We start from the raw sequence: 14,117 nt of genomic DNA, 5'->3' as shown, positions 1-14,117 counted from the left end.
TCTTAAATAAAAAATCCTGCAGTAATGCAGGATTTATTTTTTTACGGCAGGTTTTGTCCTTAAAAAGATCAAACCTCCTATAATGATCGCTGCGCCTACAAACTGGAGGAAAGTTAATTTTTCGCCATCCAGAATGCCCCAGATAATGGCAACAATAGGCATCAGTAAAGTAACGGTTGATGCAAAGAGCGGAGACGATACTTTCAGGAGCCTGTAATTCATGGTCATGGCCAGTCCTGTTCCAAAAATCGACAATAAGCTTACAAAAAGCAATCCCGTCATATTGTCTTTTGAAAAACTAAACTCCGAGAAAAATCCTGTTAATGCTAAAGCAATGATCGAAGGAAAAAAGAGTATAAAAGAGAATATAAATGAGGATAAAATAACAGAAGACAATTCCATAAGCTTCGATTTTACAGTGGTCGTACTTATCGCATAGCATAATGTAGCCAGCAATAACAAAGCAATCGGAATCATTTTAAATTTCGCTCCGTCTCCTCCTCCGAAAGCGAGGATGCATACTCCCGCAAAACTAATACAAACTCCTATAATCTGATGTTTTGTGGTTTCAAATTTCCATACCAGTGCGCCTACGATAATCACGCAAATGGGCATCATAGAATTGATAATCCCTGCAATACTGCTGCTTACTTCTGTTTCTGCAATAGGAAAGAGGAACATCGGGATAAAATTCCCCGTGATCGCTGCCAAAATAAGCCACTTGATGTGTTTTTTAGGAAATAGTTTATACTTCGAAATTGCGATAGGTAATAATATGATCCCTGCTATAAGGACCCTTAATGCACCTACCTGAAAAGGATTAAAATGTTCTAAAGATTTTTTAATTAAGATAAAAGAAGATCCCCAAATGAGACTGAGCAGCAGTAAGAGAATCCATTTTTCATTGTGTGCTTTCATTATTTTTGTGTAAGTAGTGTAAGAATTGTTTTTTGGGGATCATCCTTGCGCCGAGGCTTTCCAGATGTTCTGTATGGGACTGACAGTCAATAAGATCAAGCTGGTCTTTATAAGTTTCCACAAAATGGATAAAACCTGCTTTGGAAGCATTGCTTACTTTGGCAAACATACTTTCACCACAAAAGACGTTACCGATCTGGAGGCCGTAAAAGCCACCTACCAGTTCACCATCTTTCCAAACTTCTATGCTTCTTGCCAACCCATAGTCATGAAGTGTGATAAATGATTCCATAAGTTCATCGGAAAGCCAGGTTCCGGCCTGGTCGACTCGGTTTATCTGCTGGCAGTTTCTGATGACTCCCCGGAAGTCTTTATTCTCAGTAAAGGTGAAAACTTCGCGATTGAGTATCTTACGCATCGATTTCGAAACCTTTAGTTCATCAGGGAACAAAACAAAACGGGGATCAGGACTCCACCAAAGAATTTCCTCCCCCGGATTGAACCAGGGAAAAATGCCCAGCTGATAGGCAAACCAAATTCTTTCTACCGATAAATCCCCTCCGAAAGCTATAACCCCTTCGTGCCCGTCATAAAGTTCCGGATCAGGAAATGAAATCTCGTTTTCGTCTAATCGAACCATGTTGAGGAAAAAAAATCCCACTTAAAAAGCAGGATCTATATTTTTAATCGTTGTATCTAATTAAAAAGGTAAATCATCATCTTCGTCTCCCGCAAATGGATTTTCATTTGAAACCGGAGATCCGGATTGTGAAGGAGCTGCCTGAGTAGGTTCTGATCCGTTATCAAAAACTTTTTCTACTCTCCATCCTGTGATAGAGTTGAAGTATTTGGTTTCACCCTGAGGAGATGTCCATTCTCTTCCTCTGATGTTGATTCCTACCTTTACATTTTCTCCTTCTTTAAGGTTGTCTAATAAACTGATCTTGTCAGACAAAAATTCTATGTTTATCGGCTGTGGATACTGCTCCTGAGTTAAAATAACCATTTCTCTCTTTTGAAATCCGCTTGCAAATGTCTGAGCATCAAAAAGTTTCTTTACCGTTCCTTGTAATTCCATATCGTATATATTAACGATGTAAAAGTAAGAAAATGAAATGTAATAAAAGGGGTCAGGAAAAAAAAATGCAGAAATTTTAATTTTTTTTGAAAAAAGCCTTGTGATTGTAGAAAATTGCCCTATATTTGCACTCACAAAAACGAAAGAAGTTCTTTTAAAATACAACTTAACCAAACAATGCGGATGTGGTGTAATTGGTAGCCACGCCAGACTTAGGATCTGGTGCCGTGAGGCGTGGGGGTTCGAGTCCCTTCATCCGCACAACGTTTGCGAAAATAGCTCAGCTGGTAGAGCACAACCTTGCCAAGGTTGGGGTCGCGGGTTCGAATCCCGTTTTTCGCTCCACTCCATGCCCTGGTGGTGGAACTGGTAGACACGCAGGACTTAAAATCCTGTGCCTCTTTTGGCGTGCGGGTTCAAGTCCCGCCTGGGGTACTAATCCTCTGTAACTTTGTTGCGGAGGATTTTTTTTGTTTTTTTTAAGTTGTATTTATTATATTTGTAAGAATAATGCTGAGGATATCTGTAGTTACAGATCAGCAGAACCAGCGGATGTGGTGTAATTGGTAGCCACGCCAGACTTAGGATCTGGTGCCGTGAGGCGTGGGGGTTCGAGTCCCTTCATCCGCACAACGTTTGCGAAAATAGCTCAGCTGGTAGAGCACAACCTTGCCAAGGTTGGGGTCGCGGGTTCGAATCCCGTTTTTCGCTCCATTCCACGCCCTGGTGGTGGAACTGGTAGACACGCAGGACTTAAAATCCTGTGTCCGCAAGGACGTACGGGTTCAAGTCCCGTCTGGGGTACAACCCTCCGTAACTTTGTTGCGGAGGGGTTTTTATTTTTAGAACATACCTCATTGCTACTTCTTATTTATTATACCTGAGGTTATACATATTTTATAATTAAAATTTAGAAAGAGAAAAGAAATAAGTAATTTCATATCTCAGTGTGAAGCTTAAATTGGATCACTCCAAACAAGAGTGAATCTATTATGGGAGTATAGTTTTTTTGATAGACAAATACATAAAAAATTGTGGGGAAAGACAATAATCTGAAAGAAGTTGCCGGTGTTTTCCTGAAACTGGGAGTTACAGCATTTGGAGGTCCTGCCGCTCATATTGCCATGATGCAGCAGGAAGTAGTAACAAAACGGAAATGGATGTCTGAGGAGCATTTTCTTGATCTGATCGGAGCAACTAACCTTATCCCAGGTCCCAATAGTACAGAAATGGCAATTCATATCGGGCAGGAAAGGGCCGGTTGGAAAGGACTGATTGTAGCTGGATTATGTTTTATATGTCCTGCTGTTATCATTACTTTATGTTTTGCATGGTTATATAAAGAATATGGGCAGCTTCCACAAGTTCAGCCCTTTATATATGGAATAAAACCTGCTATCATATCTGTAATATTATCGGCTGTTTTTCCCCTCGCAAAAAAATCTTTAAAAACCATCCCACTATGGATTATTGGTATTAGCGTGCTGATGCTTTCTTTCTTAGGAATCAATGAACTCTTTCTATTATTCGGAGCAGGTATAATCGCAATGCTATTTGCAATCATAAGACAGAAAAATACGGCCAACTCACTTATTCCAATAACTTTACTGCAGATTCCAGATTTTAGCTCTCTGTCACAAAGTAATATTAAATTATTTCTAATTTTCCTTAAAGTAGGAGCTATTCTTTACGGAAGCGGATATGTCCTGTTTGCTTTTCTTGATACAGAATTGGTGGGAAGAGGTTTATTAACAAGACAAGAACTATTAGATGCTATAGCTGTTGGACAATTTACACCAGGACCCGTCTTTTCATCGGTTACTTTTATTGGTTATCAAATAAATAACTGGTCAGGAGCTTTGGTTGCTACGTTGGGTATCTTTTTTCCTTCATTTATTTTTGTAGCATTACTTAATCCAATCGTAAGGATGATGAGGGGATCAAAAATATTCTCATCTTTCTTAGATGCAGTCAATATTGCGTCAATAGCTATTATTATAAATATATGTTATGAAATGGCAAAAGATAGTATTGCAGATTGGAAAACAATAATTATTGCTGTATTATGCATTATTTTGATGTTTACTTTCAAAAAAATAAACAGTGCATGGATTGTTATGCTGGGAGCTTTTTTAGGATATATTTTACAAAAGATGTAAGATATTCCCCAATTTTAGTAAAAATAATTTAGTAAATATAAGGCTGAAAATTACGAGCAAAACTGCATACACATTATAACTCAACTACGAACGAAAAACTAATGACAGAGAAATTTCCTACCATAAATAGCACGCTTTCACCAAATGAACTTGGTAAGTTTATTCAAAGAAATTATAAATTAACCGAGAAAACTGAATGCAAAGTATTTCGGCTTGCCATGAATCATTTATACATTGTTCATGATGACGAAAATAAATATGTTTTTAGAGTTTATACACATAACTGGCGATCTCAATTAGAAATTGAAGAAGAGCTAAAACTTTTAATTCATCTAAAAGAAGCAGGCCGACAAGTTGCTTTTCCCATAGCTGATCAATCGAACAATTTCATTCAGGAAATTGAAGCATCAGAAGGAACACGATTTGGTGTTTTATTTTCATATGCTAAAGGCATAAAAACAGCAAAATTCTCCCACCAAACAAGTTTTCTGATTGGACAGGCATTAGCAAAAGTTCACCAATCCACAGAAAATATTGAACTGAAGCGAATAACCTACAATGCTCAAAATTTGCTTAAGAATCCTATTATAAGAACTAAAGAATTTTATAGTAAAAATGTTAACGAAAATGAATTTTTAGAAACACTTTCTGCTTTTTTAACGCAAAAAATGAATAGTACGGACAAACGTAAAATGAGATATGGAGCTGTTCATCTCGACGTTTGGTTTGATAATTTACATATTGATAATGAAAAAGAAATAACATTTTTTGACTTTGATTTTTGTGGCAACGGTTATTTATGCTTTGATATTTCCTATTTTCTATTTCAGTTGTTTACAACTCATTTGAACGAAGAAGAATATCAGGTAAAAGCCGATAGTTTCATTAAAGGGTATGAAACTGTAACTAAAATTAGTAACGAAGAAAAAAAGTTTTTGCCCTACGCATGTTTAGCAATTATGACCTACTACATAAGTGTTCAGTGCGATAGATTTGAATATTGGACAAATATTTTCTTGAATGAAGATCATTTAAAAAGGATGGTTGGGAATTTAAAACGATGGATCGCTTATCAAAAAATTGATATTAATAATTAAAAAAGGATCAATAATAACAGAGCTCAAAGATTAAAACCAGTATTAATGCATGTGCCCACAAAAAATCCCACTTAAAGAAGCAGGACTTTATATTTCAATTATTCTTAGATAATTACTCGGGGGCTGATAATTTCTTCCGACTATAAATCAACACCTTCCTTCTACTGTAATTTTTGACCTTCAGGCAAAAACAAGAAAAGGTAAATCAGATTCTAAAAAACTGATTAATGAGATAAGAATTAAGTTTTTAGGAACGGGAAGTACTTTAAGGAAATATTTATAAAACTTCAGAACCTTTTTTATTCTTCGCTTGGTTTGTAAAGTATTGGCGGCTTTAACAATCTGTGTAAGGAAGTATTCCGAAGAAATTCCTGCCAGCCTAGAATATTCTGAACTGATCAGTTTAAGAATCTTCGGATCATTGGTTATCCGTGAGAAGTTTTTGATCCTTTTGGGCATTTCAAATTCAGTGTGGAAATTCATTCTGTTAAGGTCCACCATAAAAAAACGATAAGCGCCGTTGATTTTTTTTATAAGAAAATTCCCCGGAGAATTATCGATAAACTCAATTCCCTGTTCGTGTAAATAATAGATGAGCTGAGTGTACTCTTTAATGACTTCTTTCAGGTTTTCAAAGGGGCTTCGTGCGTACATCACATCTTCCAGAGTATATATGTTTTCCAGTTGTTCACTGATATAATAACTGTTGGTAAGACCCAGCCAGTCGTGAAACTCTACATAAGCAATCGGCTGTGGGGTGTGAAGGTTTTTATCGATCAGCATATGGGCATATTCGAAAGACCGCCGTGCCTTGGATTTCCGGTAGTATTTGTAGACATGCCGGTTGATAAAATTATGCTGCTTAAATGATTTAAAATTGATTTTTTTTCCATTGATGGAAAATGACTTTACAATATTTCTGCTTCCGGGACCGATTAAAGTCCCCTCACTATGGAAATTTTTGATAATACGGATTATTTCATCTTGGTAATGAGCATAATCTGGTGCAAGAACAAGATTCATATGAGTGGTATAATTGTGGTGTGTGTTTGTGTGTTTTCAATATTAGTCAACGGTTATTGAAGGACCGTTTTTATTAAATCCGGTATTTCGGATTCCTTAACATTATTTGTATTAATGGAGAAGCTCTTATCGTTATAGGGTTTATATGCATTTTCATCCGTTACCATAAACAATCCTATTGTGGGTGTTCCTACGGCACTGGCTAAGTGCATTACACCGTTATCTGCGGCAATAAAAACACTGGTATTGGCTATAAAGGCACCCATTTCCCGGATGTCGGTACTGTAAAAACTGGGAATTTTGAAATCTAATCTGGAAATATTTTCTACCGGTAGAAGTTCAACAATATTATAATCTGGAAATGTCATTTTCAGGCTTTCATAGAATGATGCCCACCAGGTATTGGAATAGCATTTATCGCCTGTGGCATTGGTAAAAAGACAAATGGTTTTTTTATCGTTTTTAGTAATTCCTTCTAATTTCCTTTTACCCGTTTCTATTTCTTCCGGGCTCAGCTTTATATTTAAAAAAGGGACCTTTCCTGTATTTCTTTCAAATCCCAGGTGGGTAAGAAATTTTCGCAAATTATAAATAGGATTTTTTGCCGCATGCGGATAATCCGGATATTCTGAATGAAGTTCATCACTCCATTCATTAAAGAACTTATAATCGCCATTGGCCAGTTGTGTGGATATTTTTCCCGATGACGAGCTATGGCTGGTATTGATCACTAAATCATACTTTTTCCAGCGAAGCAAACTCCAGCTCCGGATGTATTTCAGAAGATTGCTGAAAGGTTTCTTCGGAAGCTGAATGATCTGGTCAATATTTTTATAATTTTTAAAAATAATAGGTGATATGCTTCCCTTTACAAATAAATCAATCCTGGCATCCGGAAAAGTATCGTTAACCTCCTGAACGATAGGGGACAGCAATAATAAATTCCCTAATCTATGGTTGGGGCGTGAAATCAATATTTTTTTTATGATGACTTCTTTGCCGGGTTTAACGGTAGAATTCGACTGGCCCATATTTTTGGTAAGACCACGCATTACCTTCCTCCTGATCACATTGAGTTGTTTGGGTATTTTCATAGCTCAGCTGGGATCATGATAATCCCGATTTCGTATTAAACATTCCTTAAAAAAAACGTATGTATAAAATTAGCACAAAACAATCATTTGATTGATTATTTGCTGAAAAGTTAATTGTGTTTATAAAATTTAATATGTATACAATTGAAAATTTCTTTGTAATGTTTGTAAAGTCCTTTATTCATAAGGATTTCAGGTTATGGACAATTGATGTTTTTTTAGATAAAAAATTAATAAAAGGATAAAAAGTCTTTAAAATAAAGAAAGCATAGAATCAACCTGTTCGATTTGAAAATTTATTTGAACCTTTCAAATCTCTGCAAAACTATTTTCCGGATTTTAGCTGAAGGGTTTTCGATACCATACCGGTAGAATAACGCTCCGATAATACAAACCAATTCTTTTTAATAAATTTGCTGTACCCACAATAATAGTAAGTTCTGTATCTGTGTCCTTTTAGCATTGTGTTTTAACTTTACATATCTAATGTAAACACTATGGAAACATGCTTTCTGCCTACAGGCAAACTTCAGTTTGATGAGGTTTATATTTCTGATCTGGTGCACCTGAAACAGATTTTTGTAAAAGAGAGAAATCTGAAGCAAGTGAATGAAGACTTTGGACTTCCTTTTGTAATGGCCAAAAAAACAGATGAAATTATAGCTTTTGCAAGTCTTATCATCAATGATCAGGATACAATAGATTTTGTGATTTTTGAAGCCGGGAATATGGATGCAAAAGAAAAAGAGGCTTTCAAAAAGTATGCTGAAGATTGTTTTAAAAAAGCTCCTTCAGAAAATTATAATGACCCCGGGCAATTGAAAAGTACCATCAGCAGGATCATAAACTGGATCAATATTTAAGGATGAATAGCTTTTTGCTTGCTTTATGTAAAACAATGATATTATGGGCAAAGAAGTCTTATATCTCAAAATAGCAAAAATAATGATGGAGCAGATCCAGACTGAAACCTTACAGTTTGGAGATAAACTGCCTTCCCTAAGAAGTGCCCAGAAGTTATACAATGTAAGCCTGAATACGATCAAACTGGCTTATATGGAATTGGAAAGCCGGTCTTTGATTGAGTCCCGACCCAAGTTTGGATATTATGTAAGCCACACTTCCCAGCGGAAACTGGATCTTCCATCTGTAACCAAAATGAAGGATTCCAAAATAGAGGGAACCAAAGAAGATCTTATAGATAAAGTATTCGGAACGATTTCAGATTCAGGAATCACCCAATTTGCTTTAGCTATACCCGGCAAGAATTTTCTGCCTTTGGCTAAGATGAAGAAATCCATCATTAATGTAATCAAAAGTAAAAATGATTTTGGAACGAATTATGAGCCGGTACAAGGGAATCATAATCTTCGCCGGGAGATTGCCAAATGGTCTTTAGTGATGGAAGGGAAAATTACAGAAGACGACCTGGTCATTACGTCCGGAGCAATGAATGCCATCTATAACAGTTTGATGGCAGTGACGCGGCCCGGTGATTCTGTCGCGATTGAAAGTCCGGCCTATTTTGGGATCTTACAGGCTATTCAGCTATTAGGGTTGAAAGCCGTAGAAATTCCTACCCATCCGGTATATGGAGTAGATCTTGATGCCCTGAAAAAGGTATTGCCGAAATTATCGGCATGTTGTTTTGTGACTAATTTTAATAATCCGATGGGCTTTCAGATGCCCGATGAGCATAAAAAGGAATTGGTAAGATTAATTACTCATTACAATGTCCCGCTGATTGAAGATGACATTTATGGGAATTTATACTTTGGAGCAGAACGCCCCAAGCCCTGTAAATTTTATGATGAAGCAGGGCTGGTGATGTGGGTAGGCTCTGTATCCAAGACTATGGCTCCCGGATACCGGGTAGGTTGGGTCGCCCCGGGACAGTTTAAAGACAGGATCATCCGCCAGAAGCTGGTTCAGACGGTATGCAGTCCGTCATTATACTCCGATGTGATTGCTGATTTTCTTGAATATGGAAGATATGATCATCATTTAAGAATGTTCAGAAATAAAGTCTATTCCAATTATTTGCAGATTCAGAGAGCGGTTACCTCCTATTTTCCGGATAATACCAAAATCTCGGAACCTAAAGGCGGGTTTATGCTTTGGCTGGAGCTCGATAAAAGGATATGTACCGAGGATCTTTTTGACGAAGCTTTTAGTCATAAAATCAATTTTGCTCCGGGAAGGATGTTTTCACAATATGATCAGTACCGGAACTGTATGCGACTGAATTATGCCCTGGAATGGACCGATAGGGTGGAAAGTGATATTGAAAAACTCGGAAATATGATAAAGAATAATATTTAATACTATAAAGAATATGAATGACCAGAATAATGAAGTAAAGATTGAGGCGTATCACCCTCAATACAAAGAAGCTTTTAAAGCATTGAATGAAGAGTGGATCAAAACATTCTTCGTGATGGAAAGCGGGGATTACAAATTGCTTGATAATCCTGAGGAATATATTATCAGTAAAGGAGGTCACATTGTATTTGCCCTATTGGATAATGAAGTGGTAGGAACCTGTGCTTTAGTGAAGGCAGGACCTGAAACCTATGAACTTTCGAAAATGGCAGTAAGCCCCAAGGCCCAGGGTAAAAAGATAGGATATCTTTTAGGAAAGGCTTTGGTGGAGAAAGCAAAATCATTACACGCGGAGAAAATATTTCTGGAGACCAATTCTATTTTGGTGCCAGCGATTAAATTATATGAAAAGCTTGGATTTGAGCATATTCCGGTTACTCATTCGGCGTATAACCGTTGCGATACACAGATGGAGCTAAAGCTTAGGGATTAAATAAAAAAAAGATATTAGAACCTGGAGTAATCCTCGTTCTAATATCCAATTTAAATCTACTAATGATATTGAAATTCTTTCTTATTTCTTAATAAAGCTTTTCGTCAGGGACTTCTGGACTCCTGTAACTTTTATAAAATAAACACCTGTTGGGGCCTTATGAATATCAAATGTCTCGTCATATTGTCCATCCGATGATTTCGATGTTTTGGACAAAACCACGGACCCTCGGGTATCGATGATTGTAAATGTCATTTCTTTCTCATCAGATTTGAATTTTATATTGATATTCTGATTTGCCGGGTTGGGATATATCTTAAAATCTTCTGCTGATCTTTCCGTGTTTTTTGCAGATAAAGTATTGCTCTGGCAGCTGGATAATCTGTTGGTACCATCAATTCCCCAGGAGCTTTCTACAGGAACACATAGCCAGTTCAGTACAGTTGGAAGATGATCTGTTTCTCTTGTGGTAGATAAATAATTATAGATTTTAAAGTTAGTTGTTGTATTGAGGCTACGGGTAAGACTTCCTGTAATCGTACTGTTATTACTGTTTGAACTTGAATCTGTTAGTGTATTGCCGGAAGTTTCATTGCATTTCCAATTAGCCAGTAATTTAGCATAATAAGGATGGGCAGAAGTGATATTTTGGGTAGCCCAATTAACTAAAACATCATTAGGAAGGGCTGATTTCCAGATCCTGATGTCTTTGTACGAAGCGGCCAGGTTCTGTCCATAAGTATTGGTTCCGTCCTGATTGATCGTTAACGGAAGCCCTGAATCAATATTTCCGATTGTATTCATTTTGGCAAAAGTAACAGGCACACCGTCCTCATAGAGAGTTACAAGGCCATCCCTATCAAAACTTACCGCAATATGTTTCCACTTATTGGTTTCCATTTTTCCTCCTACCAGGTCAATTCTGTTCGTACCATCACCAATATTTACTTTATAGGTTTGTCCCGAATATCCTGAGATAACAAATCCTTTGTTTTTTCCGCTGTTCCAGTTTTTATTACTGATCATTACAGGATCACTCGAGAAGCTGGCATTAGGCTTTACCCAAAATTCAATCGTAAAGTCCTGATTAGCCCCAAAGTTAAAAGGAACCTGGTTGGCAGGCTTGGCATAAGTACCGGCAGGGAAGTTAAGTTGGTTGAAAGTGATATTCGAATCGATGTCCATTTTACTGATCTGTTGGGGAGTAAGGTTTGGATTAGAGTAGATCGTAAAGATATTCCTTTCAGAGAGATTTCCTCCTCCATGGCCATTATTTACTGCCCCGTGGTCTGTTGTCAGGACTACCAGCCAATCTTCATTGTTGTAAGTCGACCTGTTTTTCATCGCATTTACAATTTCTCCGATATAAGTGTCTGTTGTTTGCATTGAGGAAACATATTGTGGTACGGTCGAAGAAAAACCATAAGAGTGGCCTGCGTGATCCACGTCATCAAAATCCACAAACAGAATATCTGGGTTATCATTCTGCAATGCATCTACGGCAGCATTTTTTACCGCCAGATCTGTGCTGAAATTGGTCTTTACATCTGCATTTTTAATAATAATATCGTTAATAGACGACCAATGTACGAGGGAGATTGTTCTTAAATTTGAATTATAGGCCTCTGCACGGGTAAGGAAATCGCGATAATTTACATAATTCGGGTTTGTGAAATTATTATCCTGAACATTGTGTTTTGTTTGCCATACCCCAGTTAGCATGGTGCTCCATCCATTTCCACTCCAGGTGGTCGCAGCACAAAGGCCGTCAAGGGAATACACCGATTTTGTAATTAACGACTTAATATTAGGTGTATCGGAAGACATCATAACATCTGCCCGGCAACCATCGATTCCGATAAAAAGAACCTTTTTTGTCTGAGCACTTAAAAAGCAGCTCACCATAACTGCCATTGAAAATAGTTTTGTTTTCATAGAAATTTTTGTTTTTTGAAATGAAGATGTTTACAAATAGTAATTAATACTTTATTATTTGTAAAATTAATTTACTATTTGTAAACATGTGTGAACTTAAAGTTAATTAAAGGATAAAAAAACGATAAGAAACTGAGGCTGAATGATCAGTAGTAAGATGAAAGAATATGCTAGATAACTTCTTCAGCCTCAGATAGGGTATTGAATATATAATCAGGATTGGATTTTTCAAGTTCGGATCTTTTTTGAGCCCCAGAAAGAACGGCAATCGTTAATCCACACCCTGCATTTTTTCCTTCTTCAATATCAACCACCGAATCTCCTGCTTTCAGCACTTTTTGAGGATCAAGGATGTTGAATTTTTGCATGGCCAGATGAATCATTTCAGGACTTGGGCGACTTTCGGATACATCATTAGCCGTAATAAGGGCATCATAATATACATTCTCTTTCCATCCCAGCTTATCCAGAAGCTGCTGCGCAATATCATAGGTATATCCCGTATTAAGAATAATTTTTTTGTCCTTGGACCTCATTTTTAGCAGAAAATTTTCAATACCCTCGATCGGCTTTACATCAAGGTTCTGATACGCTACTTTTAGCTGATCAGAGAAATTTTCAAAAATGGGAAGGGAATCATTTGCGTCGCCACCTATTTCAATAAGTAAACCACTGATGGCTTCTAATTTTTCCTTTCCTGCACAGCTCGATAATACCTTTTCCAGAGTAACATTATAACCGTAATCATTTACTGCGTGCATTAAAGTTTTATAAACTACATTGTCTTCATTAATTGTTGTTCCGGCCATATCCAGAACCAATAATTCTATGTTCTTCATTATTTTATGCGTATATTTTATCTATATTAAATTTTGAGAATCCACCGCTTGCGGTCATACCCTTGCCGCCGATACCTGTGATGATATGAATATTGGGAGAAGCATTATGTTCGAAAATATCTTTTGTTTTACATTGAGAATAGATCCCAAACCATCTTCTCTGAATTTCATAGGTTGGAAGATCAATGATCTTTTTGGCCTCGCTGATCATAAACTCATCGATTTCCATATTCAGGTCATATCCCAGGGCATCCGAATCCTTTGCACTTGCATATTCATGAGAATCGCCTAAAATGATAGATCCATCAAGAGCCTGCTTAAATAGAATATGGACCCCATATCTCTTTTCGAAAGAATCAGGGGTTTCTAACGCCTTGATTTCCTGAAAGGAAGGACATTCCTGAAAGGACTCGTATCTTCTGATGGATAACCCGGTAAGGATATTTCCCTGTAAGGAATAAATACCCTGAGCTTTGGTTTGTAGCATCTGCAGTTTCGTGACCACTAAATCGCTTTCATTGAATACATTAGGGTATAAGGTTTTAAACTCATGACCTCCGCAAATGATTATTTTTGCAGCCTGTAACTGCTGTCCGTCTGATGTCTGGGCAACACATTGATTATTATCTTCATACGTTTCAATTACGGTCGTATTATTATAGATCTTTAAATCCAGTTTTTCCTGTAAAAGTTTATGAAGTTTGACGATCATTTCCCCCGAATCTATAGAAAGTTCCTCCGGAAAGAATAATCCGCCTTTACAATAATCTGAACGAAGTCCATCAAATTTCTTCATACAATCGTTTTTTGAGAGAAGAACAGACTCGTAACCATTTTTCCGGTTGATGTCATAAAGTTCATTGATAAGCTTAAGTTCTTCTTCATTGGAAGCAAGGTAAACAGAACCGTTTTTTCGTATTGTTAGATCTGTTTGGGATTGCAGCTCATTATATATGGCCAGACTCTCTCTTCCGAAATTTTGCCATTTAAGATCCATTCCCGATGGAACCACCTGCCCAAAATTTCTTACCGTAGCTCCCTGAGGCTGTGTATTTTTCTCTACCAAAGCTACTTTAAGGTTTCTTTTTAGTGCATGATAAGCGTGGAATGTTCCCAGAATTCCGCTACCCACAACAATAAGATCAAATTTTGTTGTCAT

The 14,117-nt window shown here is 37.1% G+C and carries 13 protein-coding genes and 6 tRNA genes; 11 read left to right on the top strand and 8 right to left on the bottom strand.

All coding sequences use genetic code 11. From position 1 onward, the window contains the following. Window positions 1–33: 33 nt before the first annotated feature. Genes PFY10_13145 through PFY10_13135 form a run of 3 tightly spaced genes read right to left on the bottom strand, consistent with a single transcriptional unit; the run spans window position 34 to window position 1,996 of the window. Window positions 34–918 (bottom strand): DMT family transporter, encoded by an 885-nt coding sequence (locus PFY10_13145; GenBank protein ID WBV55177.1) that lies wholly within the window; start codon window positions 916–918, stop codon window positions 34–36. Further along, window positions 902–1,558, bottom strand: a complete 657-nt coding sequence (gene aat, locus PFY10_13140; GenBank protein WBV55176.1) for a leucyl/phenylalanyl-tRNA--protein transferase — start codon at window positions 1,556–1,558, stop codon at window positions 902–904. The genes PFY10_13145 and aat overlap by 17 nt, the downstream gene beginning before the upstream one ends. Window positions 1,559–1,618: 60 nt before the next feature. Next, a complete protein-coding gene (locus PFY10_13135) occupies window positions 1,619–1,996 on the bottom strand; it encodes a DUF3127 domain-containing protein (protein WBV55175.1) in 378 nt (125 codons plus the stop codon). A gap of 179 nt (window positions 1,997–2,175) precedes the next feature. On the opposite strand from PFY10_13135, the gene PFY10_13130 reads away from it, so the two are divergent. The 8 genes from PFY10_13130 (at window position 2,176) to PFY10_13095 (ending at window position 5,252) form a co-directional block, all read left to right on the top strand. Then, window positions 2,176–2,257: transfer RNA gene (locus tag PFY10_13130), tRNA-Leu, on the top strand. Window positions 2,258–2,265: 8 nt separating this feature from the next. Then, window positions 2,266–2,341 (top strand) — tRNA-Gly (locus tag PFY10_13125). A gap of 6 nt (window positions 2,342–2,347) precedes the next feature. Further along, window positions 2,348–2,431: transfer RNA gene (locus PFY10_13120), tRNA-Leu, on the top strand. Window positions 2,432–2,544: 113 nt separating this feature from the next. Next, a tRNA-Leu gene (locus PFY10_13115) sits at window positions 2,545–2,626 on the top strand. A gap of 8 nt (window positions 2,627–2,634) precedes the next feature. Continuing rightward, window positions 2,635–2,710: transfer RNA gene (locus PFY10_13110), tRNA-Gly, on the top strand. Between the two features lie 6 nt (window positions 2,711–2,716). After that, window positions 2,717–2,800, top strand: a tRNA-Leu gene (locus PFY10_13105). 230 nt (window positions 2,801–3,030) lie between these two features. Further along, a complete protein-coding gene (gene chrA, locus PFY10_13100) occupies window positions 3,031–4,155 on the top strand; it encodes a chromate efflux transporter (GenBank protein ID WBV55174.1) in 1,125 nt (374 codons plus the stop codon). A 101-nt stretch (window positions 4,156–4,256) separates the two neighbouring features. Next, window positions 4,257–5,252 carry a phosphotransferase gene (locus tag PFY10_13095; GenBank protein WBV55173.1) on the top strand — a complete coding sequence of 332 codons (996 nt, stop codon included), beginning with the start codon at window positions 4,257–4,259 and terminating at the stop codon, window positions 5,250–5,252. A 180-nt stretch (window positions 5,253–5,432) separates the two neighbouring features. Here the strand turns inward: PFY10_13095 and PFY10_13090 are convergent, their stop codons facing one another. Both PFY10_13090 and PFY10_13085 read right to left on the bottom strand, forming a co-directional pair. Next, complete coding sequence (locus tag PFY10_13090; protein WBV55172.1) at window positions 5,433–6,275, bottom strand: lipopolysaccharide kinase; 843 nt, start codon at window positions 6,273–6,275, stop codon at window positions 5,433–5,435. A 53-nt stretch (window positions 6,276–6,328) separates the two neighbouring features. After that, entirely contained in the window at window positions 6,329–7,369 is a 1,041-nt protein-coding gene (locus PFY10_13085; protein WBV55171.1) for a glycosyltransferase family 9 protein, read from the bottom strand. Between the two features lie 497 nt (window positions 7,370–7,866). On the opposite strand from PFY10_13085, the gene PFY10_13080 reads away from it, so the two are divergent. Genes PFY10_13080 through PFY10_13070 form a run of 3 tightly spaced genes read left to right on the top strand, consistent with a single transcriptional unit; the run spans window position 7,867 to window position 10,184 of the window. Then, the gene (locus tag PFY10_13080) at window positions 7,867–8,232 is read left to right on the top strand and encodes a hypothetical protein (protein WBV55170.1); all 366 of its coding nucleotides are present in this window, start codon (window positions 7,867–7,869) and stop codon (window positions 8,230–8,232) included. Window positions 8,233–8,275: 43 nt separating this feature from the next. Beyond that, on the top strand, window positions 8,276–9,691 hold the full coding sequence (locus tag PFY10_13075; GenBank protein WBV55169.1) for a PLP-dependent aminotransferase family protein: 1,416 nt from the start codon (window positions 8,276–8,278) through the stop codon (window positions 9,689–9,691). 13 nt (window positions 9,692–9,704) lie between these two features. Further along, complete coding sequence (locus PFY10_13070) at window positions 9,705–10,184, top strand: GNAT family N-acetyltransferase (protein ID WBV55168.1); 480 nt, start codon at window positions 9,705–9,707, stop codon at window positions 10,182–10,184. 81 nt (window positions 10,185–10,265) lie between these two features. Here PFY10_13070 and PFY10_13065 read toward each other — a convergent pair whose 3' ends face one another. The 3 genes from PFY10_13065 to PFY10_13055 form a co-directional block, all read right to left on the bottom strand. Then, a complete protein-coding gene (locus tag PFY10_13065) occupies window positions 10,266–12,119 on the bottom strand; it encodes an alkaline phosphatase family protein (protein WBV55167.1) in 1,854 nt (617 codons plus the stop codon). 170 nt (window positions 12,120–12,289) lie between these two features. Continuing rightward, the gene (locus PFY10_13060) at window positions 12,290–12,958 is read right to left on the bottom strand and encodes an HAD hydrolase-like protein (protein WBV55166.1); all 669 of its coding nucleotides are present in this window, start codon (window positions 12,956–12,958) and stop codon (window positions 12,290–12,292) included. 4 nt (window positions 12,959–12,962) lie between these two features. After that, window positions 12,963–14,117, bottom strand: a complete 1,155-nt coding sequence (locus PFY10_13055; protein ID WBV55165.1) for a TIGR03364 family FAD-dependent oxidoreductase — start codon at window positions 14,115–14,117, stop codon at window positions 12,963–12,965.

Source organism: Chryseobacterium daecheongense (assembly GCA_027920525.1).
Taxonomy (GTDB): domain Bacteria; phylum Bacteroidota; class Bacteroidia; order Flavobacteriales; family Weeksellaceae; genus Chryseobacterium; species Chryseobacterium proteolyticum.
This window is presented reverse-complemented; position numbering and strand designations above follow the sequence as displayed.

Bases quoted from the DNA above. Each gene is read 5' to 3' on its own strand.
- PFY10_13090 (WBV55172.1), bottom strand. From the start codon at position 6,275: ATGAATCTTGTTCTTGCACCAGATTATGCTCATTACCAAGATGAAATA.
- PFY10_13145 (WBV55177.1), bottom strand. From the start codon at position 918: ATGAAAGCACACAATGAAAAATGGATTCTCTTACTGCTGCTCAGTCTC.
- PFY10_13065 (WBV55167.1), bottom strand. From the start codon at position 12,119: ATGAAAACAAAACTATTTTCAATGGCAGTTATGGTGAGCTGCTTTTTA.
- PFY10_13075 (WBV55169.1), top strand. From the start codon at position 8,276: ATGGGCAAAGAAGTCTTATATCTCAAAATAGCAAAAATAATGATGGAG.
- PFY10_13055 (WBV55165.1), bottom strand. From the start codon at position 14,117: ATGACAACAAAATTTGATCTTATTGTTGTGGGTAGCGGAATTCTGGGA.
- PFY10_13095 (WBV55173.1), top strand. From the start codon at position 4,257: ATGACAGAGAAATTTCCTACCATAAATAGCACGCTTTCACCAAATGAA.
- PFY10_13085 (WBV55171.1), bottom strand. From the start codon at position 7,369: ATGAAAATACCCAAACAACTCAATGTGATCAGGAGGAAGGTAATGCGT.
- PFY10_13135 (WBV55175.1), bottom strand. From the start codon at position 1,996: ATGGAATTACAAGGAACGGTAAAGAAACTTTTTGATGCTCAGACATTT.
- PFY10_13080 (WBV55170.1), top strand. From the start codon at position 7,867: ATGGAAACATGCTTTCTGCCTACAGGCAAACTTCAGTTTGATGAGGTT.
- PFY10_13070 (WBV55168.1), top strand. From the start codon at position 9,705: ATGAATGACCAGAATAATGAAGTAAAGATTGAGGCGTATCACCCTCAA.
- PFY10_13060 (WBV55166.1), bottom strand. From the start codon at position 12,958: ATGAAGAACATAGAATTATTGGTTCTGGATATGGCCGGAACAACAATT.
- aat (WBV55176.1), bottom strand. From the start codon at position 1,558: ATGGTTCGATTAGACGAAAACGAGATTTCATTTCCTGATCCGGAACTT.